Source organism: Bowmanella dokdonensis (genome assembly GCF_017254865.1).
Lineage (GTDB): Bacteria > Pseudomonadota > Gammaproteobacteria > Enterobacterales > Alteromonadaceae > Bowmanella > Bowmanella dokdonensis.
In genome coordinates this window covers 29,716-55,333 of the sequence record NZ_JAFKCV010000007.1, presented here as the reverse complement: position 1 = coordinate 55,333, position 25,618 = coordinate 29,716, and the positions used below count along the sequence as shown (strand labels likewise).

Genomic DNA, 25,618 nt, shown 5'->3' with positions numbered 1-25,618 from the left:
TGTCTGAAACTCCCTGAACGGCCGGTCCCGTAACTGGCTCATATTTAACGTCCCTCACCGTGCCAGCGGAACAGGCCGGCGCCCAGGCCCATAAACAGCAGCGTCATACCCAGCAGGGTCCAAAGATGGATTTGGATATCCAGCAGCCCGGCGCCATCGTTCATAATGGCGCGGGCCGCATCAAGCAGATGGGTCAGCGGCAGCAGATTGGCGGCCTGCTGGACGGCCTGGGGGGCCCCTTCCAGAGAGAACCACACCCCGGAGAGCATCATCATCGGCCAGCTGATAAGATTGAGCAGACCGCCGGTCAGTTCCTCGCTCTGGCTGCGACTGGCCATCAACAGGCCCATGGCAATCATGGCCGCAGCCCCCAGCACCGTGACGATAAAGAGATCCAGATAGCTGCCCAGCATATAGAAGTCGAACATCCAGTCGCAGGCCACAAACACAAAGCCGGTGATCAACAACACAATAAACAGACGCGACAGGATTTGTGCGGCGATAAATTCCACTGCCCTCAACGGTGTGGCCTTAAGGCGTTTGAGCACCATGGATTTACGGTAGCGCACAATCACATAACCTACCCCGAACAGACAACTGAACATCATGTTCATGCCCAGGATACCCGGCATGACCCAGTCCAGATAACGGATCTCCCGTCCTTCCAGCACCTCCCGCTCATAGTCCGGCAACTGGCCGAGCAGTAACTGCTCGGTAAAATAGCCACTGGGGGAGGATTTATTGATCCAGTAAGTGGACCTCGCCGGGTCCACCAGAATATCCAACTGGTGCTGTTGCAGTTTGCGCAGGGCCAGTTCCTGGTCCTGATAAGGCACATACTCCACATGTTCAAGCTGGAAAAAACCGTTGTCGGCACCCTCGCCCATCAGGCCGATCTTATAGACAGCGCGGCCGTCACCGCTGAAGATAAAGGCAAAACCGACCACCAACAACAACGGGAAGGCAATATTCCAGCCCAGTGACGAGCGGTCGCGGAAAAACTCCAGGTTACGGGCCTTAAACACCGCCCAGAAACGTTTAAACATGGGCTGATTCCTTAACTACTTCGGTCTGCTCCTGCAGACCATGCCCGGTCAGTTTCAGGAACAAATCGTCCAGATTGGCCGATTTCACATGCAGCCCCTCCAGATTGACCTGTTGCTCTACCAGCAGCTTCAAGGTGTGTTCCACCTTGTCCGTGTTGACATACCAGTGTCCACGCTCAAGCTTCGGCTGGCACTCTAGCATGACAGCGTTAGGCAGCGTCTGTTCGGGCAGACGAATCAACACGCCACGAAAATGTTCGCTGAGCAAGTCTCTTGGCGCGCCGCGGGCAATAATCTGCCCTTTGTCCATTATCGCAATGTCATCACACAGGGTTTCTGCCTCATCCATGTAATGGGTGGTCAGCACTATGGTTTTGCCCAGGGCCTTGATACGGTTGATCAACGACCAGAAGTTGCGCCTGGCATGAGGATCGAGGCCGGTGGTGGGTTCATCCAAAAACAGGATCTGCGGATCGTTGACCAGGGCAATGGCCAGCAACAACCGTTGCTTTTGCCCGCCCGAGAGTTTGCGATGATCCTGATCGGCAAAATCCCCAAGCTGACACAAGTTAATCAGCTCATGGGGCGGCAGACCCTTTTGATAGAAGCTGGCAAACATTTGCAGGCATTCACGGCCAGTCAGGTGATCCTGTAAGGCGGTATTCTGAAACTGGATGCCTATCCGCTGGTTCATACCCTGATTGAGGGGCAGACCGTCATACAGGATCTCGCCACTATCGATACTGACGATACCCTCCATCATCTCAATAGTGGTGGTCTTGCCCGCCCCGTTAGGTCCCAGCAGGCCAAAGCAAATTCCCCGGGGCACTTCGAAATCGATCCCCTTCACCGCCTGCAGGCTCTTGAACGACTTGGTCAGCTTCCTGACCTGGATAAAGGCCGACATACCGACTCCTTCCGTTGGCAAAGGCCTATGATGCCCGAGCCGGTCCAATTGGCAAAGTCCTGAGATCAGCCTGCCCAATAGCGGAAGCCTGTATCAACAGGCCAGTGGGGTACGGGACTGCAGGAAGGCGGCGGGTGTCAGTCCATTCCAACCCTTGAAGGCCCGCGTAAAGCTTCGCGCATCGGAGAATCCAAGATTGAGGGCGACATCGTCCATGGCCAGGCCCTGCAACAACTGCTGTTGTGCCCGTTGATTTAAACTCTGCTCCCTGAGTTGGCGAAAGCTGGTGTGGTGGGCAGCCAGTTTTCTCTTCAGCGTCGCCACGCTGAGGTTCATTCTGGCCGCCAGCTCTTCCTGCCGGTGAATGCCTTGGTGCAGTAACTCCAGCACCCTGACGACCAGCTTGGGTTGAGTCTGGCTGCTCAGATGTTTATGCAGGGTCTGATAGACCAACTCGGCACTGAGCATCACAACGGACTCGGGTATGGGCAGGTCCTGCAGGGCCAGATGATAATACAACCCATAATGGGCTCCCCCCTGTCGTACCGGCACCTCCCCGAACGTAGAAGCCAGGATGGAGTCAGAGGGCGACCTGCTTACCAGTTTGAACAGATAAGGCTGCAGCGATCGGCACAACAGGGTGGACAGCACGCCGTGAATAAACACCAGCATATTGTCCAGGATAAACTGAATGTAGTCGTCCCGGGTCTGGGCAGAATAGGGAAACTGCTGGTCGTCGATTATGTAGGCAATATGCCGTTCGCCGACCTCTACCCGATTATAGGTGCCGCCGTGAATAATATTGTAGGAGTTGGCGATGGTTTGCAGCGCCGCCTTCACCGACAGGCTCTGGCCGATATTCTTCAAGACAAATTCGTTGGTGCCGGGCAACAGGCGACGACTGGCCAGGTGAAACGACTCGTCCCGCAATGCCAGGGCGCAGCGCCCCAGAATACGCAGATAGTCGACGCTGTTCAATTCACTGAAGTCGTCCAGTTCCAACTCCCTGGCGATGGGCCCCCAGCTCAGTCCGGCTTCGGCCAACATCAATTCCAGCATCTCTCCATGCCGGGAAGATACCGACTTCATGTCAGTCCTCAGGACTTGCTCGGCCATAGCGTCGCCATACAAACAGGAACCTGTGGGCCAGTGTAATGAAGCTGTCGGGTAAAGCAAATATTGACCTTTAAGGGGATGGCGCCGCTGCAGCCTTCAGTGCAGCGGCAATTGGACTCAGGGAGCGTTGAGCCAGGCCTGGATCTGGCTGGTCCCCGCATTTGTCCAGCCCAGTTCAAGATGATTGACGGCGATGGTAGCTGAGCCGGCATAATTGCTGATCCCTGTCCCATCCAGACAACTTTGCACAAACACCACGCCATCTGACGGACCGGTATGCTCGTTGTGGATCAGGGCAATATCCGCCTGATTACCGCACAGATTGAAGACTTCCACGTCGGCATCGGTGCCGGCCTGCCGAACCATATCCACCAGCGAATAGGGAGTAAAGGCGTCGATTCCCTGGCCGTAAGTGTAATATCCCTGCCCCCCATAGTAGGTGGTGTACCAGTCCTGCTCGGCCACCGGCAGGCTATATTGTCCGTCCCAGCGTTTGAGCATCTGGCTGGCCCCCGGGAAATAGCTCGAGGCATAAGTCCACTGGGGACCGCTTCGCCACAGCCAGTAGCAATAAATTTCATCGTGGGCGGTGGGACCGTTAATCACGCCACCACATCCAGGGTATACCGCAAAAGTGTGGTTCCAGCCATGACGGAATGACCAGTCAATGCCATTGTTGGGCGCCCCAAGCATGATCAGCCTCCTGACATCCGACGCGTAGGATTGTCCCCAGGACTGGGTCAGGGACGAGACATACATACGCGCATTGAATGCACTCTTGGACCAGGTCACCAGATCCACTTTGCTGGCGCCGGTCTTGCTCTTCACCAGGGCAATGGCATTGGCGATCTGCTGGCTCCAAATGTAGCCGTCGCCGTTTTTATGCGCCAGCGACAGCGCAAAGACTTTAAAGTTGTTACCCGATAAAATCTGCATCAGGCCGCTGCCCGGACAGCTTTGCCGGCCACAGCCGTAGTTGCCTGCCTCGTTGGGGTTGGCCCAGGCAATATCCGCGTCCTGGTTGGCGCCGTGGATCAACAACACAGGCACCGGCTTGGTATTGCTGTTCCAGCCGGGCGCATGATAAAGCAAAAAGCGTGAGGGATGCGGCTGGCCCGTACCAAAGAAAGTAGCCCGCTGCCCGGACTGATCGCCCCGGCCGTCGGCCGGATAGGTTTCCGCGCCGATGTTGCCCGAGGTGTCGCGCCAGCGCTCCACCTTGACCCAGCCGTTGGCGATACCGCTGCTGAAACTGGCTTCCAGACTGGTTCCCGCCATAACCGGAAGCACAAAGACCAGCCAGCAGAGCAGGGTTCGCTGGGTGAACTTCGCCCAGGCCGTTTTACTGTAAAACGAGACTTGCAATAACCACATATCAGACTCCTCCTGTGAGGATTTAAAACAGATCCGTTCTCAACTGCTGAGCCAAGGCGGCCCGCGCTTCCTGCGCAATCGGCAAAACACCAAAGGAAACAAAGGCATGGATGGTGCTTTCAAAACAGTGCAATCGCCTCAGTACTCCTGCCTGGCGTAGCTTGTCGGCCAATAGCCGGCCTTCGTCGTAGAGGGGATCATGGCCGGCCAGCAGCAATGAGGTCGGCGGCAGGTTGCCGAAATGTGGCAGGAACAGCGGCGACACTTCGGGATGATCGCTGGGGGTTTCCTTGTCCAGGTACCAGCTACAGGTATCGCTGATAGCCTCCCGGGTAAGCAGAAAGTCGCCGTCTCCAAACCGGACCCGGGACAAATAGGTATGGTGGGGGCGATGGGAGTCCAGTACCGGATAGATCAGATACAATCCGGCCAGTGGCAGCTTTCCTTGCAGGCGATGGCTGGCCGAGAGGACCAGATTGCCGCCCGCGCTGTCCCCCATCAGGGCGATACGGGCGGCATCGCCCCCCAGCTCCTGCGCCTGGCTCACCGCCCAGCGGCTCACGCTGATGACATCCTCCAGACCCGCGGGAAACTTATGCTCCGGCGCCAGCCGGTAACCTACGCTGATAAACAGGGCGCCGCTTTGCTGACACAAATCGCGGACCAGGGCGTCATAACAGTCCAGATCACCCAGCGACCAGCCACCGCCATGGGCAAATACCACCACCGGCCGGGGCGACTTGCCTGAGTTCGGACGATAGACCCGTACCGGAATGTCGTGCTGCCCCGTCGCCACTGTCAGGTCCTGTACCTCACAGTGGGAGGCCACCTCGCCGGCCAGGGACAGGAACATGGCTCTGGCCCCTTCCCTGGAGGTTTCGATACTGATCTCCACATCGTGAAGGTCAGGGGTGTTTTGATTGAATTGCGCCAACAGCCCGGCGCTATGTTTATCCAGCATCATGATTAGAACCTGTATTTGACGTTGACACCAAAGGTGCGCGGTGCACCGTAATAACCCAGTTGCACGCCGGGAGAGGCAGATAAGTCGAAGCCGTGTTCGCGGTAAAGCCTGTCGGTCAGATTCTTGCCGTACAGGCTGACCAGCCAGTCCCCATCCAGGGTTTCGTAGTGCAACGCCAGATCGAGCAGACCGTACCCTCCCTGGGCAAGCACTTCGCTGCTGCTCACCGTCAGGTACGTCTTGCTACGAAAAGACAGCCCGCCCCGCAGCGACAGGGAGCCGCCATTCTCCAGTTCGAAAAAGTATTCCAGATCGGCCCGCCCAGTCCATCTGGGCGCATTGACCAGTTCACGCTGGTCACTGATTTCCTGCTCAAAATCTCCGATTAGCTCATCGTAACCCCCGCCCAGATAACCCAGGTTGACACTCAGCTCGAGGCTGTCGCTCAACACCGCATCCAGCTCCAGTTCTGCACCGTAGATGCTGGCCTCACCGGCGTTCTCAAACAGCGACAAGAAGGCACCGGTGTCCGGATCGATGGAAAAGCGGCTGAGCTGGAAGTTCTGATAATCGTTATAAAACAGGGCGGAGTTGAGGCGCACGTCATTGCCCATCAGCATGGACTTGCTGCCGATTTCGTAGCTCCACAGGGTTTCAGGGTCAAAAGGCTGAGCAAAGGACGTCAGACGACCATTGAAACCGCCGCTCTTAAAGCCTTTGCTGGCGCTGGCATACCATAAGGTGGAATCCGAGTACTGGTAATCCAGTACCAGTTTGGGAGTAAAGGCATTCCATTTTTCGGACGCTTGGTAACCTGTCTGGCCGTACCCTACCCCGGTGCCGAACACCGCTTCCATCTGCTCGGCGGTGGTGATGCCGGTGCCGAAGAATTCCTCCCCGCGGTTGACCACCTCTTTCTGTTCGCGGGTGTAGCGCGCCCCAAGGGTCAGATTCAGCCGTTCGGACAAGGCATAGGTCAGATTCAGGTAAGCAGCGCTGCTGCGGTTGTCCTGCACCCGTTCGCCGGCATTGATGATGGGATAGGGGAAAAACACGTCGGCCGCCAGCGGGACAAAAAACGCCGGTGCGATGGCGCCACCGAAGCTCCAGTCGTCCTCGTCAAAATAGTAGAGTCCGGATACCAGGGAAAACCCTTCGGCCCGGTACAGCCACTGCAGCTCCTGACTGAACTGACTCTGGTCCTCAAAATTATAGATGCCGAAAGATTCGTCCGGACTGGCGTCCAGATCCAGGTGCGTGCGGTATTCCATTTCCCGGTAGGAACTGATGGACTTCAAGGTGGAGTCGCCCACCTGGTAGCTCAGGGTCAGCGCCACCCCTTCGGTATCAAGCCGTTCCAGGTCATTGTAGGTCACATTGACCTCGAAGGGATCGTCCCGGGCCGGACGAAATGCACCTTGCGAGACCGAGTATATGGGTGTCTCACGGTGGGGCGTTCGGGATGCATCCGGATGGTTACGGGAGCCGTCCAGCACCAGATAGGCGGAAAACGCCTCTCCCGGCTCGTACAGCAGGCTGCCACGCCAGGCGAACGTATCCTTGTCATAGTCCTCAGACCCGTCGGCAAGGTTAGTGGCATAACCATCACGTTGCTGCCTGGCCACCGACAGGCGACCCAGCAGACTATCCCCCGCCACCGCGCCGCTGAGCGTGCCCTTGAGGCTGCGATATCCATAGTTGCCCAATCCTGCATCCACATATCCCTGTGTCTCGGCTGTGGGTTTGGCACTGGTAAATTTCACCGCACCGCCTATGGTATTACGACCATAGAGAGTGCCCTGGGGGCCCCGCAATACCTCAATCTGCTGCGGATCCACCACATCCAGAAACGAGCCCTGCACCCGCCCCATATAGACATCGTCCAGATAGACCCCCACACCGGGATCGTTAAAAGAGATGGAATCTATCTGTCCGACGCCGCGAATGTAGATCACCGCATTGGAGGCATCGCCGGAGTGAAGGGTCAGGTTGGGCACATGAGACTTCAGGTCGCCGAGATCCTGCACCTGCAATTTGGCCAGCTCATTGGCCGACAAGGCCGTGATGGCGATAGGAACGTCCTGCAGGTTTTCGGTCTGCCGTGTAGCGGTGACTTTTATCACCTCCACACTGCGTTCGGCTTTGGTTCCACCGGACGCTTCCTGCTGCGCCACCGCGGCGCAACTCAGGGCCGACAGCAGTACCAGATTCAGCCGGCTGTATGAAAAGCGCCACCTGCCGGCGGAAGCTTTCGCAAATTGACACCTCAACATCTTCGCCTCTTGTTGCTTGTTATTCTGTGGTTGGTTAATTGATAACAAGTTGTTAAGGAAGCGAACAGGACAAAAGCAGTCAGTTTGACAGGACAAATTAGCTCACAAGGGTCCAGAGCCCCTCACGACTGCTTTGCGTGATTCAGGCAAGGGCGGCCTATTCCGGTTTTTTCCCCACCAGGAACACCGCCATGCCCTTGTGCGGTTTCCAGGCATAATCAATATCAAAACCTGCTCGGATCATGCTCTGTTTGAGTTCCTCCTCGGAGAAGATCCTGAGCAGGGGCATCAGACCCAACCGCCGGGCCAGAGGCGCGATATACCTGATATATTTCCAGTTGCTGTCGGCCAGACAGACCGTACTGGTCACAAACAGGCCACCCGGTTTCAACCAGCCATACACCTTGGTAATCAAGGCATCCTTGTCGGCCAGCAAGTGCAACAGGCTCATGGCCATCACCATATCCAGGGGTTCAGGTGGCTGCACCTGCAACACCTCCGCCTTTTCGAAACGAATGTTATCTATCCCCTGATCCCTGGCTTTTTGCCTGGCAATCGCCAGCATCTCCTCTGAAATATCGGTGGCCAGGATATCCTTCACATGGGGGGCATGCAGCAGGGCCGTGGAGCCGGTGCCGCAGCCCAGTTCCAGTATCCGGGTGTCAGGGCGAAAATACCGACGTGTCATCTCAAGCTTATGCTCGTAGGAGGGCATATCGGCAATGGGGCTCCTGGCATAGCGTTGCGCATTTTTGTCCCAGAATCTGGCGCTTTCCTGCATTTCAAACTCCTTCGGTGAAATAAAAACCATCATAGCCATGCAAAAAATTAGTTAGAATGGCCAGGGCGTGTTTAACCCTCATATTGGCCTCTGTTGAGAGCTAAAAACCCCTCAATCAAGGCGCGAGTAATGCCGTTTAGCCATCTAAACAAGTTGGGAGCAACGATGAGTGAGGGGTTTGTAGCCTCAACCCTTCGGGCTGGGTCCAGCATAGCGTCAATATGAGAGATAAACACGCCCTAAGAATGTACCTCAGCTATACGGATATTTATGAGCTGGCGATCCATCAATTTTGACTGGAACCGGGCCCGTGCCTTTTTGGTCACTGCCGAGGAGGGCTCATTTTCGGCTGCCGCCCGTGCCCTGGATATGACCCAGCCGACTCTGGGCAGGCAGGTCTGCGCGCTGGAAAACGAGCTGGGGGTGACCCTGTTTGAACGTTCGGCCCGGGGCCTGACCCTGACACCCAGCGGCGTCGACCTGCTTGAATATGTTAAAGGCATGGCCGATGCAGCCAACCGTTTCTCCCTGGCCGCCACAGGTCACACCCAGACGGTGGCCGGAAAGGTCAGTATCAGCGCTTCCGAGGCCACCGCCGCCTTCGTACTGCCACCTATTCTGGCCAGGCTCCGCCAGCAGGCCCCCGGTATCGAAATCGAACTGATTGCCACCAACGACAGCAGCGACCTGATCCGCCGTGAAGCGGATATCGCCATCCGAGCCTATCGTCCCACCCAGCCGGAGCTGATCACCCGCAAGCTGCAGGACCTGCGCGCCCATCTGTATGGCGCCACCAGCTATCTGAGCCGGCTTAGCAAACGCAGCTGCCCGGCAGATTTTAATGGCGCCGATTTTCTCTGCTTCGACCATACCAGCGTCATTCAGGACGAGTTGAATAAGCGCGGCTTCAACCTGACGCAGAAGAATTTTCCCGTCACCATCGCCAACCACCTGGTGCAGTGGGAACTGGTCAAGGCCGGAGTCGGTATCGGCTTTATGACCCAGGATATCGGCGATGCCGAGCCATTGGTGGAAAGAGTGCTGGCAGATTTTGCCGCCTTTGAGGTGGAACTGTGGCTGGTGGTGCACAGAGAGCTGCACACCAGTAAGCGTCTTAAACTGGTATTTGATTTTCTGGCCGAATCACTCAGCTCATCACCCAAATCCGGCACAGTTGGATTGTCCGGGAACCTTAATAATTAATCCGATTTGTGGACAGGAATATGTCGCAACTTCCATACAAGATTGACGAGAAAGCTCCTGATGCAGCCGAGTTCAACAGTCTCAGAGAAAAGGTTGGCTGGGGCAGCCTTGACCTGGTACTGGCCAAATCCAGCCTCGAGCACTCCCTCTATCATGTGGTGATCCGTGAGGGCGTGCGTCTAATCGGCATGGCCAGAGTAGTGGGCGATGGATACCTGTACTTTTATGTTCAGGACGTGGTCGTCGACCCGAAGTATCAGGGCCAGGGCATCGCAAGCAGGCTGATGGATAGCATAGAAAGTTATCTGGCCAAGACCGCTAAACCAGGTGCCACAGTAGGACTGTTCGCAGCCAGGGGCAAAGAAGGCTTTTACAGGCGCTACGGCTATCTGGAACGAAACGGCGAACCTCTTGGCAAAGGTATGTGCCGCTTTATCCGCCATACTCTCAGCCAATAACCCGACGACAAAGTGGCTAGCCAGTACTTGAGCATCAAAGCAGGGTTGGCAATACCGGCGGCGGCCATCGCACAAACGTCTGCGTCTGTGACCTTTACCTTGCTATGCTGGTAGCATGACGCCTAACGGGGAGAATACTATGGGTGAACAAATAGTCTGCTGGCACTGCGGCGAAACGCTGAAGGATCTGATCCTTCCCATGTCCAGACGGGAAGCGTGCGTTCACTGCGGGGCCGACCAGCATGTGTGCAAGCTCTGCACAGAGTTCGACGGACGCCATTGCACTGAGCAACGCGCCGAACCGCCCACTGACAAAGAAAAAGCCAACTTCTGCGACTACTTTAAGCCCCGTTCCAACGCCTATGGCGGCGGATATCAGGATAAGTCACAGGCCGCCAAAGCCAGGCTGGCTGCATTGTTTGGCGATGAGGAGCCTGTCCCAACCGAGCCTGGCCAACAGGACAAAACCCTGACCCCGGCTGAGTTGGCAGAACAAAAGCTGAGAAAACTGCTGGGTGGCGACTGACCGGCCCTGGGGCGTGTTTATCTTTCATATTGGCCTCTATTGAGAGCTAAAAACCACTCAATCAAGGCGCGAGTAACGCCGTTTAGCCATCTAAACAAGTTGGGAGCAACGCGGAGTGAGGGATTTTTAGCCTCAATCCTTCGGGCTGGGGCCATTTTAACTCGTATCATCCCTGATACTCGCCGACAAGCGGCCAGCCAAGCTGTAAGAAAATGCTCCGGGCATTTTTTCCGTCCAGCAGCTTTATCAGTCGCTTATTTAGGCCCACTAAATTGCACTCCTTCTTCCTTGCTGGGCAAAAAAATGGCCTCCAGCAGAGCGTCAATATGAAAGATAAACAAGCCCTGGTGATTTGTTTGCTCGCCCCTGGTTTCAGTCCCCCCTGTTTCAGGCTATTGTATTTAGGCCCTGACATACACCATGTCAGTGCAGGCATTGGGATGGTTTTCCCAGGCCGATTTTCGGTTTCAAGGAAGAACCAGGAAGTCCCAAGGCTGAGAGCAAATCCAAGGATTTGAACCCACACGCCTCATTTAACAAGGAAAGACACAATGAAACTTCCACACTTATACATCGCACTGTTACTCCCCCTTTGCGGGGCCGCCAAGGTACAAGCTCAACAAGCGCCTCAGTGGCAAACCATTCAGGTGGCTCCCCAGTTGACTATCACCGAGGAGGACGGCCGCAGCAGAGTCATAGAGCCCGCCTGCGCCCTGGAGACTGTTATGGATCCGGTTGAGGGTACGCCGATGGATAACAGCTTTCGCTTTTATTTCAAGCAGGGCACCAGCGACAACCTGCTGATCTTCTTCAATGGCGGGGGCTCATGCTGGGAAGATGCCGGTTGCGTGGCCTCCTTGGCGTTGTCAGATGTACCAGGGGCCAGGCCCGCCTACAACCCCTCCATGGCCATAGAAAACACCCCCGTCGGAGCGGGCGGAGTGTTTGACCATGACAACCCGGACAACCCCTTCAGAAACTGGAGCCAGGTATTTATCCCCTATTGCACCGGGGATATCCATGTAGGCTCCAATGACGTGCCTTATACAGACCAGGACGGCAGCATCACCGGCACACCCGGTGCCCCTGTCCTGGTCAGACACAGGGGCTTTGACAACTTCCTGGCGGTCAGGGAGTGGCTGAAAGGACATTTCGCCCTGGACAACGACAATGTCGAGAAACTGCTGGTGACCGGTTCCAGTGCCGGAGGCTATGGGGCTACCCTCAATTTTCCTTACCTGGAGCAGATCTTTCCCCATAGTCGCGCCGCTTTGCTGGCAGATGCCTCGGCCGCCGTGGTAACCCATGGCTTCATCCAAAACGTGTTTTCGCTGGGCAAGGCCTGGAATCTGGAACACAGCCTGGCACCCCTTTTCCTGAATCGCCTGGGCACTTATTCCGCCCTGGGTCTGAACGTAGAGATCTTCGATCTGTTGCGCAGGGCCTATCCCGAGCACAGGTTTGCTCAATACAGCACGGCCCGGGACGCAGTGCAGGTACAGTTCCTGAAAATCATGCACCAGTTGGACAGGGGGAATATGGATCCCTTCAGTTGGGGCCTGCAGCCCACTGACTTTTTGTATTTCTGGGAATGGAACCTGAGAATGGAATTATCGCTGACCTACCTGTCAGCCACTACACACAACTACCAGTACTATATCGGAGCAGGCACTGTCCATACGGTCCTCACAGACACCTATGCCACCGAAGAACTCCCCCATCCCTTTTATCAGCAGGACAGTGCCCAAGGTGTGGCCTTTACCGACTGGCTGGACCGATTCGTCAATGCCAGGCGTTTTCAGGAGATGAGCCTAAGCTACCGACGTTAATGGGATAAAAAACCGACCGGTCCGGTGATGGCATGCTCCCGGACCGGTCCTCCCGATCCTCACTGTGGCTATCCGGCAAAGCGCTGCAAGCGCTTTTGCCAGTTACCGTCATCCTGTGCCTGGCAGGCTTCTTCGCTGTCCAGGCGCACATTACGACGAATGTCTTTTAACCGGATACCGGCCCGCAACAGCCTTCCCTGAACTTCGCGACGCAATCGCTTATCCAGTTCGTCATCGAACGCTGCCTGCAGTTGAATCTGGGTGGCAAATACACAGGTCACCACCAGCGAACCGGGGAAACGATCATAACTGGCCGTATGGGTCAGCCAGAGGAAACCCGGCGCCCAGCTTTTGGCGTCTTCGCAGACCAGAGTCAATGCCTTGACCACATTGTCATCCAGCTTCTTGATGGTTTTGTTCATAGGGACCTGATGCGGGTTGGTCAGGGCAGCGGCCATACCGCTGCCCCTGGGTTATTTCAGACTATCCAGTTTATGGCACAGACAAGCCAGGGCCAACAGATCCCAGGCCGGAGTCCCATAGCCGTCGATAAGATCATGGTTCAGGGAATGCCAGGCCAGGGTTTGCTCAGACAACCCCAGCAGCTCAGTGTACAAAGGCGCGGCCACTACAAACTGCCGTTTGTAGGGCAACAGGCAGCTTCCCCCTTCGGCCAGCAGGGCCTGCCTCGCCGGGGCATAATCGGCAAACCACTGGTTAATCAGAACACCACAGGCGCGCGCATACCAGAGTTCACCAAAGTCCGGGCTCACGTCCCTGGTCGCTTCGCCACTGAGAATAAGCCGGGCATGATGCCAGTCGCGAAAGCCACTCTTCTGGGCCAGCAGCGTCTGGCAATCCTTCAGTTGCCACTCGTCGCGAAGGCTCTGCGAGCCGCTCAGCCAGTCTGGCCTGTGACCCGACCTGAGTGCTTTTAACAGCAGTTTGGCCCGGATCTTTAGTTCATTAACGGCCAGTTGCATTTGCCACCTCCTGCACAAAAGATGCAAAAACAGATCTGGCAATCAGGCCGGTAAGCGATATCAATGGCAGAGCCCATAATTGCGGACAATTCGGGAAGGCAGGCGACGAGGGAAAAGCAAGTTTCACAATTCAATTCTCCTAAGCATATTTGGCGTTCCGCAAAGCCAACTTAGGTTCAAATTGAACCGGGACAGATAAAGTGTTGATCAGAGTGAATTCATCTTCTGCGGACAGGCGTCTCTGCCACCTGAGGCGCCAATATTAGAGCGTGAAGGACAGATGTCAATACGGTGTGGCAGATTTGAAGATCCTATGCCGGCAGGCGGGAGGCCAGTAACCGGCGCAGCGGCTCCGGCAATACACCACGCACGCGCTGTGTGATAGAAGACTCATGTTTTTGCCAGAGAATGCCCAGGTAGACCACCAGCAGCCCAATGGCCGTCAGAGCGATGGGAAACAGCCAGCTGTCCCGGAACAGGTTGGAGGCCAGGTGCCCCAGGTAGAGACAAACGCCCAGGGCCCCCAACACCAAAAAGATCCGCCGCACCAGCAACATACCCACGCCCATCAGGCCAAGATTCAGCAGGCAATAAAGAAGCTTCGACCATTCGCTGTCGGAATGCTGGAATGACAGGCCACACCAGAAGGCCAGGGCGCCGAACAGATACAGCCAGAAGGCATAATCGGCCTGGTTAACCGAACGCATATCCACCCAGAAGGCCAGAGCGATAATCAGCAGCCCCATATAGAGTGAGACCAGCATCCGCAACTCCCACTCCACCCAGCCGCCGGTCAGCAGGGCTGCCACATCCATGGACAGATACCACAGGGTCACCGCAATGGGCATGACCAGAAAGGCATACTTCAATCGCCAGACCATGATCAGCCCCACTGCCAGGGTGCCCAGTTCCATATACAGCCACTGCCAGGCGATATGGCGATGGTAGTCCCGGTACAACTGATCGTCCGGCCACAGGCCCAGCCCTTGTTGCAGACCGAAGATGGCCAGCGGCGTCACAGCCACCACAAAAGTGGCGCAGACAGCCGCCGGCACGGCGTAGCCCCGGGCGGCAAAACCCTGGCACAGCCTCAGGCCAATACCGGCGTAAAGCAGCGAGATAAAAAACACACCCCAGCCGCCGAAGCGCTCCCAGCCCAGGTTCATAAACAGGGTCATGGCGCCTATGGCTATCAATCCGCCCAGATAGTAGAGCAGATGGGAAAAATCGAAACGGGGACTGCCGGCCGGATGGCTATGAACAAACTCTACCAGTTGACTGGCCTGCTGCTGGGATAAAATGCCCTGCTCCACCGCCTGCTGCAACTGAACTTTGCTGATGTTCAAATGAGGTTTCCTGAATCAAACTTAATTATCTGTGCCTGGCCGCAGCGGCCAGGACCTGGTTATCAAGATGCCCTACGCCGAAGGGCAACACAAGCACCGGCATCTGGACTATTCGGGTCCATGCCGGTCAACATGAGTGACCAGAGCAGGAAAAAACTGCTCGAAGCAATGCTCGAACTCACCAAGATTAGCGCGAATTTCCACAATGCTGCCGGCAAACTGGTTGCTAAAGCGGATACGGCCGGCAATCCTGTCCAGCGCGTGGGCCACCCCGTCCAGGCTTTGGTAATGGGCCAGCCAATGACTTTGTATCATGCTGCCCACTACCTGTTGCATGCGCGGCGGCATAATCGGCAGGCGGGACGCCAGCCTTTGGTAAGCTCTGGCGCAGAATGCCTCAAAAGGTTCATCGGCAAAGCGGTCCCAGTGCTGGATGAGGAAATAATCGAACAGCACATCCAGGGCGATACCGGCAAAACGGCGGCGGGTCCGGCTGAAGCGTTGTTTGGCAGCCCTGACATTGGGATGGTGGTCGGTAAAACGGTCCACCAGCCGGTGGTTTTCCAGCCCGGCCCGGACTTTGGTTGAATACTGAAGGGTATCCACGCCGCGGCAGAAATCCCCCAACAGATTGCCCGTCAGGGAATCCGCGTCAGGCTTGGCAAGATAGAGATGGGCCAGGTAGTTCATGGCTTTAGGTTAGCCCGAATCCCCTGGCCCTCAAAGTGCCAGCTTGCTACTGCACTCCGGCGGCCTGGCCACGCTGCGCCAGCTTGGTCTGTATATAGCGCCCGGCTTTTCCGGTGCAGGCCCAGACAATCAGGGCGCCCCAGGCAATCAGCGAGAAGCCTGCCGGAATATTCAGCACGGCAATGGTCAGCAGGTTGCGGCGGTTAAAAAACACCGCCAGCAGGCTTGGCAGAAAATACACCAGCAGGAAGAACAATCCGAACAGGATTAAGGCGCCCACACTGCTGTCCTGCCAGGCCTGGGAAAAGTTATTGATAAACTCAGTCATCTTGTGTTCCTCTTTGATTTAGTCTTGTTCAGTTGTTTGTGAAAGTTCGTGGCGAAGTTGCTGCACGTCATAACGGATGCCCTTTTGCACCACCTGTGTCAGGCCGCTGATGGCACTGATATCGTCCAGTGGGTTGGCGGGCAGGATAACGAAATCGGCCTGGTAGCCTGGCTTCAACCGGCCCACATTACCCAGTTCCAGTTTGCTTGCCGCTTCGCTGGTCACGGCCTGCAATATGCTCCAGTTGTCCAGCCCGGCCTGCTGATGCAATGCCAGTTCGCGCCAGAACCAAGGCCCCCCAGAATAACTGTCTGAGCCAATCAACAGCGGCACCCCTGCCTGGTGCAGCCGGGTCATCAGCTCCAGCACCTTGGGAAACACTGCCTGCGCCCGCTGATAATCCTGCTCGCTCCAGTTATACAAAGAGGCCCCCAGATTTGACTGCCAACTGGCCGCCACTTTGGGGTGTTGTTGCCAGCCGTTGTGCGGATAGCGCTCATCCAGGCCGGGATAGAAATACATCATCTCGTTCACCACCAGAGTCAGGTCCACCCGAACCTGCTTGTCTGCCAGATCCCGAATCAGCCTCTGCACGGGAGGCGCGTCAAAGTCCACCAGCTCAAACCAGTGATACAGGTGCTTACTGCTGAGCGGGTCCAGGGAAGATTCAAAAGCAGCGCGGCTGGTTTGCGGCAGCAGATCGGCTGAGGTGGGCAGCGCATGGGTCAGCGCATCCACGCCGGCATCCACCGCCACCTGCCAGCTGACTTTGTCCAGATGAGCGATTGCTTTAAGTCCTGCCTCATGGGCCAGCTCAATCCCCCGGGCCAGCTCTGTTTCTGACAACCCCTGGTAAAGCTTGATATGAGTAACCCCAAGGGCTTTCTGGCGGGCGATTTCATTCCGCCAGTCCTGTACATTCGCTGGGTATACAGAGCCACCCTCAATAGGCGTAGGATCGAAGGTCAGACCGGCGTAAGTCAGAGTCGGGCCGCGCCACTGGCCTTCTTGTTGTTTGTCCCGGTATGCCTGGTTGGCAATAGGATCGCCAGCGGGACTGAAGGCCGAGGTAATGCCGGAAGAAAGCGCTGCCAGGGCGTGAAACCTCGTTACCTCGTCGTCACTCTTCATACTGATTTTGGGGGCGCCGTCCTCAATACTGACCTGCAGCGGACCGGCAGTCAGATGAAGATGACCGTCCACCAGCCCGGGCAGCAGATACGCCCCTTGCAGGTCGATAGGGGTAGCGGCATCAGGTGGTGTTCCCCTGCCCAGTGCAACGATTTGGTCGCCCTTTACCTGGATCCAGCCGTCGGCTGTGTGTGTTTCACTATAGGGGTCGATGAGGTTGGCGTTATGGAGCAGATAATCTTCTACTGCCGAAACAGAGAAGGTGCTTATAAGCCCCAGGGCCAGTATGGTCCATCTTGCTGTTGTCATTTTTTCTCCAGTGGATTCAGATAATTTCCGAGTTCACTGGAGGTAGTCCTGGCTAGTTAAGAAAGATTACAACAAGCCGCAAAATATTTTTCTGTTGGGCAACAGACACCGGCAAAACAGGGTGTCTGGCAGGTAACTGAGGTGGCGGCCGCTTATTGGCCCGGCAGTTACCGGGCCCAGGGGCTGTCAGGTTCAACAGCCTTGGGACTGTGTTTTTCCTGCATCAGCCAGGCATAGGCGGTACTAAAGGCCGGCTCCTGGAACTGCTTGAGCCCGGTACCGGCAAAATCGATGGACAGGGGATTGCGCTTTAACGAGGCCTTGATTTCGGTGGGACCGAAAGTCTGCACTTCCAGGTTATCAATCAACTCGATGGCCGCCTCCATTTTAAATCCCACGGCACCGCCGGCAAATTTGCCCTTCATCGGCCTCTCGCGAATGATCACCTTCTCTACTTTGTAATCCTGCATCAGTTTGGCAAAGGTGGCCTGGAAGTGCTTCAAACCCGCAGCGCCGGCATCGTTTAAAGTCAGTTTGCGGGCCCGGCAGTCGGGAATATGAAACAGGCCGTCTTTGAGAGACAACAGACAGATATTGGCTTCGTTGCCTTTCAGTTCAACACCACAGACTTTCATATTCACTCCCATTTTGCGTAAAGCCGGGATTATAAACCTAATTGTTGTTTTAATCTGACAAAACACCGCTGAATGTCATCCGCGGCACGACCTGACTGGAGAATCAGGCTCAGGGCGGCTAGAGTTTTCCTCAGTAGGAATGCTGGCAGGGGAAGCATGGAAAATACTCACAGGGATGATTGCCTGGTCACCATAGTCGGAGCAGGTCCGGTGGGGCTATGCCTGGGTTTAGGGCTTGCCCGGCAGGGCACCGAGGTGCTGCTGCTGGAAAAAAACCCTGACACCGCTGAACATTCGCGGGCCCCGGCCATCTGGCCCGCCACCCAGGAAATCCTTGCCGATCTGGGGGTTATCGACCAATTTCTGCAACAAGCCATCACTGTACCTCGACTGTCGTTGCAGGACGTGGATAAACAACGCACCTTGTTCTGTGCCCCTCTGGCACAGTTGTCTGACATCACCTCCTACCCGCAACTGCTGGTGTTACCCCAGTCAGACACTGAAGCCATACTTCGGGACGCGCTGTTGCAGCAGCCCACCGCCAGGCTCCGGTTTAACTGCAAGGTGGAGTCCGTTTCCCAGCAGCAACAGGGTGTACAGCTAAGCTACACAGCACCTGAGGGCCGCCGCCGTGCTCAATGCCGGATCGCAGTGGGCTGTGACGGTGGTAAGAGTCTGGTGCGTGAGCAAATTGGCGCCGCCCTGGAAGGCAAAACCTACCAGGCCCAGGCGGCACTGGCCGATGTGGACATAGAAGACAGCGCACATCTGCCCTTTCCCCGACTCACCACGAGCCCTGCCCTTGCTATCGGCATCCGTATGACAGATAACCGATGGCGTCTGATCCTGCCCTTTGCCCCGGGCGACTCCATCCCTTTGGACCAGCGAATCGAAGAAGCAGTACAAAGCCTGTTCGGCAAGCCCTATCACAACGTCTGGCAAAGCGAATTCAGGTTGCACCAGCGGCTTAGCACCTTGTTTTCCCAAGGGGCCATTGTGCTGGCCGGAGATGCCGCACACCTCAACAGTCCGGTAGGGGGCCAGGGGATGAATGCCGGCATAATAGATGCTTCTTTGCTTGGCCCGGCCATCCTGGCCGCCCTGGACAAAGGGACCGATGCGCCGCTGCATCATTACGCGCAGTCCCGCCGGGACGAGATTCAAAGCGGCGTCAACCGGTTTACCGACAAGCTTACCCGGATCCTGTTGTGGCGACAGGGCAGGATGATCCGACTGGTGCTGAGCCTGGCCAATATGGCGATGGCCGTGCCTCCGGTTCGCCGGAGAATACTCAAAAAAATGGCAATGCTGACATAGTCGCAATACCCCCCTAAATTTGTAATAGTAATGGCCCCTATCCCGCAAATAAAACCAGAATACGATGATAAGAACGCTACTCGCCCTGAGCTTTTCCGCGATGCTCAGCCAGACCGTGCAGGCGGATTTATCCGACGCCGAAATGCAGATGGCTGCCCATATCGATCAGACCCAGGAGCAGGCAGTCAAACTGCTGGAGGAACTGGTCAATATCAACAGCGGCACCATGAACTTTGCCGGCGTGCGCAAGGTGGCCGACAGGCTGGCACCGGAATTTGAAGCCCTGGGCTTTAATGTGCGTTTCGAAGATGGCAGCGCCTTTAACCGCGCCGGACACCTGGTGGCCGAACTCAACGGCGGCGCTGGCGCAAAGATCATGCTGATCGGCCACCTGGATACGGTATTTGAGCCGGACAGTCCCTTCCAAAAATTTGAAATGGTCGATGAGAATATCGCCAGGGGTCCCGGCATCAGCGATATGAAAGGCGGCAATGTGATTATGCTGCAAGCCCTGCGCGCATTGAAAGCGGCAGGCGAACTGGACAAGATGAATATCCGTGTGGTGATCACCGGCGACGAGGAACTCAGTGGCCGGCCCCTGGACCTGTCCAAAAAAGCGCTGCTTGATGCGGCCAAATGGGCCGATATTGCCATCGGCTTTGAAGACGGCGACGGCAACCCGGCAACGGCCAATATTTCCCGCCGCGGCTCGGTGGACTGGACCTTGCGGATCAAGGGCAATCCTGCCCATTCCTCGCAGGTATTCTCAGAGGACGTCGGCGCCGGCGCTATTTATGAGGCATCCCGGATCCTGAACAGCTTTTATACCGAGCTGCGCAGCGAGAGCCTGCTGACCTTTAACCCCGGCCGCATCCTGGGCGGCACAGCAGTGGAGCATAATCCGGCAGACAACAGCGGCAGCGCCTTTGGCAAAAACAATGTGGTGGCCGAACACGCGCTGGTCACAGGCGATATCCGGGCTGTTTCTCCACAGCAGCTCGAACGGGTCAAAGACAAAATGCGCTTTATCGTCGGCCAGCATCTGCCACAAACCCAGGCCGTGATTGAAATCGGCGAAGGCTATCCGCCCATGGCGCCCACTGAGGGCAACAAAAAGCTGCTTAGTCTGCTAAGCCAGGTCAGCCAGGATCTGGATCAGGGACAGGTGACGCCGGTCAATCCGCTTAATGCCGGCGCGGCCGATGTTTCCTTTGCCGCCGCCCATGTGGACATGGCCATCGATGGCCTGGGCTTAAAAGGCACCGGCGGCCACACGGTAGAAGAAAAAGGCCATCTGGATGCCCTGCCCGCACAGGCCAAGCGGGCAGCGTTACTGATGCACCGCCTGACACAGCGATAAAGCGGCTATTGGCCGCTCAACCGTTTACCAAAGGAGATGGCATAGGCCGGGGAGCGCATCTTCAGTACCGGATCGTCACTGCCGGAAAACCCCGCCGAAAGCACATTGGGATCGAAGTTCTTGCCCGTGCACTGATCGCCGCCACTTTGCTGCAGGGTAAGGGTACCCAGCTTCACCTGAGGCCTGTGGGCCGGCCACTGGCTGGACGGGTCGGTGTCACTATCCTCCGGCGCTCCAAGGCTGGCCATCAGGCTAAAGCTAACCGGGCCCTGTTCCAGTTGTCCTGCCAGGGACTGGGCCAGAAACGCCGCCGGTTTGGCCTGGGCCTGGTCGGCCGTTAAGGTCTTCACCCCCAAATCCGGACTTAAGTGCCAGCGGAATTTTACCCGCGGCTGGTCGGCACCATCAAAGTAGAAGGTATGCAGGCCGTAGAACTCGGTATTGGCAAAGGAGGCTGCCGTCTGTGCGCTTTTTTGCCAGACCATATGGTCCTTCACACTGGGATTGGCATCGGCAAAGTCCAGGGTGCGCTGCGGATCCCGTTTACCCTGCTCATCGGGCAGCAGGGTGGATAAAAAGCCGTGGAAGGTTTCCACATCCTTACCGGCAAAGACCGGGAAGTTATTACCGGTAAAGTTGTGCAGGCCCCCATTGGGCAGAGCAATCTGCAGTCCCAGCCCACGGGTGCCAGGCATGCGCTCATCGGCATCGGGGTTGCCGCCGCCGATGGAAAACCGCATCAGTACCGGCAACCCGCCGCTGCTTAACAGCGCCGCGCCGGCAAACGGTTCCCCGGTCGCAAGCTTAACCGGTGCGAAGGTGCCTGTGGCGCACAGTCCGCGGGCATGGGCCTTGCGGTGCCCTGGCTGCGGACCGGACAATTTTTCAAACAGGGCGACCATGTCCTGAGCCTGTATTCTTTCCTGGGCCAGGCCGGACGTCGCAGGAATAAGGCCCAGCAGACAGACTCCCAGTATCCCGTATTTGGATTGCTTCATTGTATTGGTTTCCTTGATCCTTATGCTCAGAACCAGTAAAGACCGAGAGGACGCCACTGAGCTTTCACTAAGGCGTGATTATTCAGCCTGCCGGTCATCCTCCGTTAATCCTTAAAAAAAGTTGTCTGGCGCAGAGATTGAACACATCTCGTAAAAACGGGTAAGGTCAGAATATCAGCGTCTGCGTCTTGTGTTTCACCGGAGCAGGCAGGCACAACAAGGAACCCCATGAACAGAATAATATTGACCCTGGGCTGTCTGGCCCTTGCGGTCCCGCTGGCAGCCAGACCCGTCTATGAAAAACAGGACCCGCCACGGGAGCTCACCGAAGAACAGGCCGCCCGGGCTGCGGCCAACTACCAGAAATACTGCACCTTGTGTCACGGGGCTGACCGGGAAGGCTACGCCAATGACCACGCCCCTTCCCTGCGCAGCAAAAGCCTGTTCGAGTCCGGCGTACCCCATTCGATTTTACGACCGCTGTCCTATGGCCGTGAAGGCACTGCCATGGCCGGCTATCTGGATGAAGTGGGAGGACCGATGAACCTTGATGAGGTCTGGGATCTGACCTACTGGCTGTTCTGGCAATCTGGCGCCGAGCGGGTCAGGCTGACGGAAAACCCGGTGGAAGGAGATATCACCCGGGGAGAAGCGGTATTTGAGCAACACTGCACCGGTTGCCATGGCAAGAATGGCGAAGGGGTCAATGCGCCGGCCCTGGCCAACCCATCGGCCCTGGCCCACAACAAGGACGAGTTTATCCGCTATGCCATTGTCAATGGTCGCGACGGCACGCCAATGCAGTCCTTTGACGGTATTCTTTCCGAACAGGATATCGACAATGTCACCGCCTTTATCCGCAGCAAAGCTCGGGATTTTAACGAACAAAAGACGGTGCTAAAGACCTTGCCCACCCCGGACCAATATGTGGTGAATCCCCAGGGCGAGGATCCGGATTTTACCCTGACGGACGATATGTATGTGTCCTCTGCCGACCTGCATCAGGCCCTGCAGGCCAAAAACCGGATGATTCTGCTGGATACCCGGGTGCCCTCGGTATGGCAGCGCGCTCATATCGAAGGCTCCATTCCCTTTCCCTACTACAGCGATCTGGATGACAAGCTGGCAGATCTGCCAAAAGACGTGCAGATCGTCGGCTATTGCTCCTGTCCCAGGGCCGCCACCGAGCATGTGATCCGCCAGTTGCGCGATAAGGGTTATACCAAAACCGCAGTACTCTGGGAGGGTATCTTCGGCTGGATGAACCTGGGCTACCCGGTGACCCGGGCAGAGGGTATTTCGGACAAGGATGAAGACGAAGCGGCGCACTAAGCGCCGCTGCCAACTAGTGGGCGAGCTCCACCAGCACGGCAGTGTACATTTTGAGGTTCAGCACAAACTGCTCCAGGCTGATAAATTCGTGTTCAGAGTGGCCGGTGTACTCCTCGCCGGGCATGGACGGGCCAAACCCTACGGCGGTGGGAAACAACCTGGAATTGCTGGCGCCGCCGATTGATACGGGTTGGGCATCTTCCATGCCGGAATAATGGGAAAAAACCGAGAGTAAGGTGCCGACATGGGGCGCATCGGTCTGCACAAAGGGATCATCGATGCGATTGTTGCGATCCAGCAGGATGACGCCGCTGCTGACCTGCCAGTTGTCGACGGCCTGATTGATTTCCTGCTCCAGTTGCTCAGCCGTTTTACCCCGGGGCCGGCGGATATTGATATTCAGTTGAATACCGGCGTCGAGCTGCTTAATAACGGTGGGCGACACTGTCATGGGACCCATAAACGCATCCTCGTAGGCAATATCACCAAACTTTTTGCCGTACAGTCCGGTGCCCAGTTGCTCATTGATAAAAGTCACCAAAGCCCCGGCCGCATTGGTCGGCCAGCTTTGCACATCCAGGGCCTCAGCCAGATGGGTGATAGCGTTAACGCCGTTTTCCGGCTTGGAAGAGTGGGCCGAGCGGCCCAGCGCCGTCACAATCAGGCTGTCGTCCCGCCATTGATAGTCGTATTGCATGCCCGTTTGCGCCGCGGCTTTTTGCTTAATGCGCTCAAGCAGTGCCTGTGAGGCATTGGCAATGACGGCTCTGGCATCCTCAGGGATCTGACTGCCGAAAAAGCCGCCCTCGAAGCTTTCCAGGTAGGGTGACTCTGAGCTCAGGCTATGGTGGGGAAAGGTCATACTCAGAGTGCCGTAGCCTTTTTCTGCCGTCACTACCGGATATTCCGTATCGATGGTGATATTCAGCTCAGGCAGCTCATGGGTTTTGATAAACGCCTGGAGGGGCGCCCAGTCTGACTCTTCGGCCATATAAACATAGAGCTCAATCCGCTTGGTCAGCGGGATCTGCTGGTCCTTTATGGCTTTCATGGCGTACAAGGCAGTGGAAATTGGCCCCTTGTCGTCCTCGGTACCCCGGCCAAGCAGCTTGCCAGGCTCCGTGGTCATGTCCAGTTCAAAAGGCGATTTTGCCCACTTATCTGGATTCACCGGCTGGATATCGCCGTGGGTGACCAGACCAATCCGCTCCGGGCCCTCTCCCAGACCGATGACAACCACATAGCCATAGTCCTGATAGTCCAGGCCCAGCTCGCCGGCCTGCTGAATCAGGTCCTGCTTAAAGGCCTGATGCACCGGATTATCCGGCGAAGGGACTCCCTCCACCGCCACCGTATTGTGCCTGACCAGGCTTTTAAGGCTGTCGACCATGGCCTGTTGGTAAGTGGTAACGGCGTACTCGGCCGTGGCTTTGGCCAACTCGCCAGGCTCTTTGGCAAACAGCAGGGGCGAAAAAAGCAAAGGGATCAGGGGAAGGACTTTAAACATGACTTGCTCCTTAATTAAGGAGCAAGAATCTAGCAAGCCACCCTTTGCAAAACAAACAGTTAGATCTTAAGTGTCGGATAAGGCTGGCTTATGCAAGTGCACAGGCAAAAACCAGTAACGCGATTTTCCCTGTCCCTATCAGTTAAAAAGTTTTCGGCGCACTGGCATCTTGATGACCGTTGTTACGTTATCAGTAATAACTTGTTGTAAATTCAGTTATTGCTGGCTGGCCTGGGCATACTGCACCTCAGCCAGGGCCTCTAAATATCGGGAATAATGTTATGCGGGAAACACTGAACGGCTTATCAGGGCGGACAAAGCTCTGGCAGACAATGCTGTGTTGGCTTCTAATCACAACAGGCGGCCCATTTACGGTCCAGGCAAGCCAGCCAACGCCCCTTGTGATAGCAACTTATGCCTATGCGAAAGTGGACCGCACAGCGGCGATCAAACCCCTGGCCGACTATCTGGGAACCACCCTTGACCGGCAGACCCGGTTGATGCTGTTTGACTCCCCAAGCGACCTGATCAATATGATCGGCCAGGGTAAAGTCGATATTGCCGTTCCCAATCTGCTTGGTTACCTGCAGGCCGCCAGCCTTGACCTGCCCGTGGCAACCGCAGCGGTGCCGGACGTGTCACCGGACACCGGAAACGGCTACCGATCAGTGTTGATCGCGTCCCCGAAGGTGGCCGGCCAGCAGGCATGGATAAGGGACACTCATGAGCTTCGTCTGGCCCTGGTCTGGCGGGATTCCACCTCGGGTGGGTTGATGCCGCGCCGGTATCTTGCGGAGCTGGGATTCAATAACCTGGCTTCGGCATTCGCCAGGGTTATCTACAGTGGCAGCCACGATCAGGCGCTACAGGCGGTGCTGACAGGCAAAACCGATCTGGCCGGCCTGGCTTCCGGCGTATATGACCTGGCGCTGGCTGCAGACAGCAGCCTAACCACCAGGGTACAGGAGCTGTGGCGCTCTCCCCCTATCCCGGTAGGCCCGGTATTGTGCCGCCTGGCAACTGAGGTATGCGACCGGGTAAGCGCCGCCCTGTTAAGCAAAGAAACCCTGCCACCATCGGTAATGGAAGGTTTAAACAGGGGGTGGCCGGAATTTGGCGGTACAACTCAGTTCAAAGCAGTAGATGCGCAAACGTATCAACCTTTTATAGAACTGATGATAAAAGATGCTCATAGTCACTAAAAG

The 25,618-nt window shown here is 56.5% G+C and carries 24 protein-coding genes; 8 read left to right on the top strand and 16 right to left on the bottom strand.

What is annotated here, in order from left to right; all coding sequences use genetic code 11:
* Positions 1–44 precede the first annotated feature (44 nt).
* The 7 genes from J0A66_RS13190 to J0A66_RS13160 all read right to left on the bottom strand — a co-directional run bounded on the left by J0A66_RS13190 (position 45) and on the right by J0A66_RS13160 (position 8,461).
* Positions 45–1,046, bottom strand: coding sequence for an ABC transporter permease (locus J0A66_RS13190; RefSeq protein WP_206574298.1), 1,002 nt, complete (start codon positions 1,044–1,046; stop codon positions 45–47).
* Entirely contained in the window at positions 1,039–1,953 is a 915-nt protein-coding gene (locus J0A66_RS13185) for an ABC transporter ATP-binding protein (RefSeq protein WP_206574297.1), read from the bottom strand. Before J0A66_RS13185 ends, J0A66_RS13190 begins: the two co-directional genes overlap by 8 nt.
* 93 nt (positions 1,954–2,046) lie before the next feature.
* Complete coding sequence (locus J0A66_RS13180) at positions 2,047–3,042, bottom strand: AraC family transcriptional regulator (RefSeq protein WP_206574296.1); 996 nt, start codon at positions 3,040–3,042, stop codon at positions 2,047–2,049.
* Between the two features lie 144 nt (positions 3,043–3,186).
* Positions 3,187–4,443, bottom strand: coding sequence for an esterase/lipase family protein (locus J0A66_RS13175; RefSeq protein WP_241264191.1), 1,257 nt, complete (start codon positions 4,441–4,443; stop codon positions 3,187–3,189).
* Positions 4,444–4,465: 22 nt separating this feature from the next.
* Complete coding sequence (locus tag J0A66_RS13170) at positions 4,466–5,407, bottom strand: alpha/beta hydrolase (RefSeq protein ID WP_206574295.1); 942 nt, start codon at positions 5,405–5,407, stop codon at positions 4,466–4,468.
* A gap of 2 nt (positions 5,408–5,409) precedes the next feature.
* On the bottom strand, positions 5,410–7,680 hold the full coding sequence (locus J0A66_RS13165; RefSeq protein WP_206574294.1) for a TonB-dependent receptor: 2,271 nt from the start codon (positions 7,678–7,680) through the stop codon (positions 5,410–5,412).
* 157 nt (positions 7,681–7,837) lie between these two features.
* Positions 7,838–8,461: a class I SAM-dependent methyltransferase gene (locus J0A66_RS13160; protein WP_206574293.1), complete on the bottom strand. Its 624-nt coding sequence runs from the start codon at positions 8,459–8,461 to the stop codon at positions 7,838–7,840.
* A gap of 270 nt (positions 8,462–8,731) precedes the next feature.
* Between J0A66_RS13160 and J0A66_RS13155 the strand changes: the two genes are divergently transcribed.
* From J0A66_RS13155 to J0A66_RS13140, 4 genes are all read left to right on the top strand, one after another.
* Positions 8,732–9,664 carry a LysR family transcriptional regulator gene (locus J0A66_RS13155; RefSeq protein ID WP_206574292.1) on the top strand — a complete coding sequence of 311 codons (933 nt, stop codon included), beginning with the start codon at positions 8,732–8,734 and terminating at the stop codon, positions 9,662–9,664.
* 20 nt (positions 9,665–9,684) lie between these two features.
* Positions 9,685–10,122, top strand: a complete 438-nt coding sequence (locus J0A66_RS13150; RefSeq protein ID WP_206574291.1) for a GNAT family N-acetyltransferase — start codon at positions 9,685–9,687, stop codon at positions 10,120–10,122.
* A 139-nt stretch (positions 10,123–10,261) separates the two neighbouring features.
* A complete protein-coding gene (locus J0A66_RS13145) occupies positions 10,262–10,648 on the top strand; it encodes a hypothetical protein (RefSeq protein ID WP_206574290.1) in 387 nt (128 codons plus the stop codon).
* Positions 10,649–11,199: 551 nt separating this feature from the next.
* Positions 11,200–12,477, top strand: a complete 1,278-nt coding sequence (locus J0A66_RS13140; RefSeq protein WP_206574289.1) for a pectin acetylesterase-family hydrolase — start codon at positions 11,200–11,202, stop codon at positions 12,475–12,477.
* 68 nt (positions 12,478–12,545) lie between these two features.
* Here the strand turns inward: J0A66_RS13140 and J0A66_RS13135 are convergent, their stop codons facing one another.
* The 7 genes from J0A66_RS13135 to J0A66_RS13105 all read right to left on the bottom strand — a co-directional run bounded on the left by J0A66_RS13135 (position 12,546) and on the right by J0A66_RS13105 (position 17,899).
* Positions 12,546–12,935: a Fis family transcriptional regulator gene (locus J0A66_RS13135; RefSeq protein ID WP_439098872.1), complete on the bottom strand. Its 390-nt coding sequence runs from the start codon at positions 12,933–12,935 to the stop codon at positions 12,546–12,548.
* Between the two features lie 15 nt (positions 12,936–12,950).
* Positions 12,951–13,460 (bottom strand): hypothetical protein, encoded by a 510-nt coding sequence (locus J0A66_RS13130; protein WP_206574288.1) that lies wholly within the window; start codon positions 13,458–13,460, stop codon positions 12,951–12,953.
* A gap of 311 nt (positions 13,461–13,771) precedes the next feature.
* Positions 13,772–14,806: a DUF2157 domain-containing protein gene (locus tag J0A66_RS13125; protein ID WP_206574287.1), complete on the bottom strand. Its 1,035-nt coding sequence runs from the start codon at positions 14,804–14,806 to the stop codon at positions 13,772–13,774.
* Positions 14,807–14,914: 108 nt separating this feature from the next.
* Positions 14,915–15,496, bottom strand: a complete 582-nt coding sequence (locus tag J0A66_RS13120; RefSeq protein ID WP_206574286.1) for an acyl carrier protein phosphodiesterase — start codon at positions 15,494–15,496, stop codon at positions 14,915–14,917.
* A gap of 46 nt (positions 15,497–15,542) precedes the next feature.
* Positions 15,543–15,824 carry a superinfection immunity protein gene (locus J0A66_RS13115; RefSeq protein ID WP_206574285.1) on the bottom strand — a complete coding sequence of 94 codons (282 nt, stop codon included), beginning with the start codon at positions 15,822–15,824 and terminating at the stop codon, positions 15,543–15,545.
* A gap of 18 nt (positions 15,825–15,842) precedes the next feature.
* Positions 15,843–17,264 (bottom strand): amidohydrolase family protein, encoded by a 1,422-nt coding sequence (locus tag J0A66_RS13110; protein WP_206574284.1) that lies wholly within the window; start codon positions 17,262–17,264, stop codon positions 15,843–15,845.
* Between the two features lie 167 nt (positions 17,265–17,431).
* Positions 17,432–17,899 (bottom strand): DUF3010 family protein, encoded by a 468-nt coding sequence (locus tag J0A66_RS13105; RefSeq protein WP_206574283.1) that lies wholly within the window; start codon positions 17,897–17,899, stop codon positions 17,432–17,434.
* A 156-nt stretch (positions 17,900–18,055) separates the two neighbouring features.
* Here J0A66_RS13105 and J0A66_RS13100 point away from each other — a divergent pair, with 156 nt between their 5' ends.
* Positions 18,056–19,216: an FAD-dependent oxidoreductase gene (locus tag J0A66_RS13100; protein ID WP_206574282.1), complete on the top strand. Its 1,161-nt coding sequence runs from the start codon at positions 18,056–18,058 to the stop codon at positions 19,214–19,216.
* 64 nt (positions 19,217–19,280) lie between these two features.
* A complete protein-coding gene (locus tag J0A66_RS13095; protein ID WP_206574281.1) occupies positions 19,281–20,576 on the top strand; it encodes a M20/M25/M40 family metallo-hydrolase in 1,296 nt (431 codons plus the stop codon).
* 5 nt (positions 20,577–20,581) lie between these two features.
* Here the strand turns inward: J0A66_RS13095 and J0A66_RS13090 are convergent, their stop codons facing one another.
* Positions 20,582–21,574 (bottom strand): catalase family peroxidase, encoded by a 993-nt coding sequence (locus tag J0A66_RS13090; protein ID WP_206574280.1) that lies wholly within the window; start codon positions 21,572–21,574, stop codon positions 20,582–20,584.
* Positions 21,575–21,802: 228 nt separating this feature from the next.
* On the opposite strand from J0A66_RS13090, the gene J0A66_RS13085 reads away from it, so the two are divergent.
* Complete coding sequence (locus tag J0A66_RS13085; protein ID WP_206574279.1) at positions 21,803–22,906, top strand: c-type cytochrome; 1,104 nt, start codon at positions 21,803–21,805, stop codon at positions 22,904–22,906.
* A 13-nt stretch (positions 22,907–22,919) separates the two neighbouring features.
* Here J0A66_RS13085 and J0A66_RS13080 read toward each other — a convergent pair whose 3' ends face one another.
* Positions 22,920–24,413 (bottom strand): dipeptidase, encoded by a 1,494-nt coding sequence (locus J0A66_RS13080; protein ID WP_206574278.1) that lies wholly within the window; start codon positions 24,411–24,413, stop codon positions 22,920–22,922.
* A gap of 401 nt (positions 24,414–24,814) precedes the next feature.
* Between J0A66_RS13080 and J0A66_RS13075 the strand changes: the two genes are divergently transcribed.
* The gene (locus J0A66_RS13075) at positions 24,815–25,615 is read left to right on the top strand and encodes a PhnD/SsuA/transferrin family substrate-binding protein (protein WP_206574277.1); all 801 of its coding nucleotides are present in this window, start codon (positions 24,815–24,817) and stop codon (positions 25,613–25,615) included.
* The last annotated feature ends 3 nt before the right edge of the window (positions 25,616–25,618 follow it).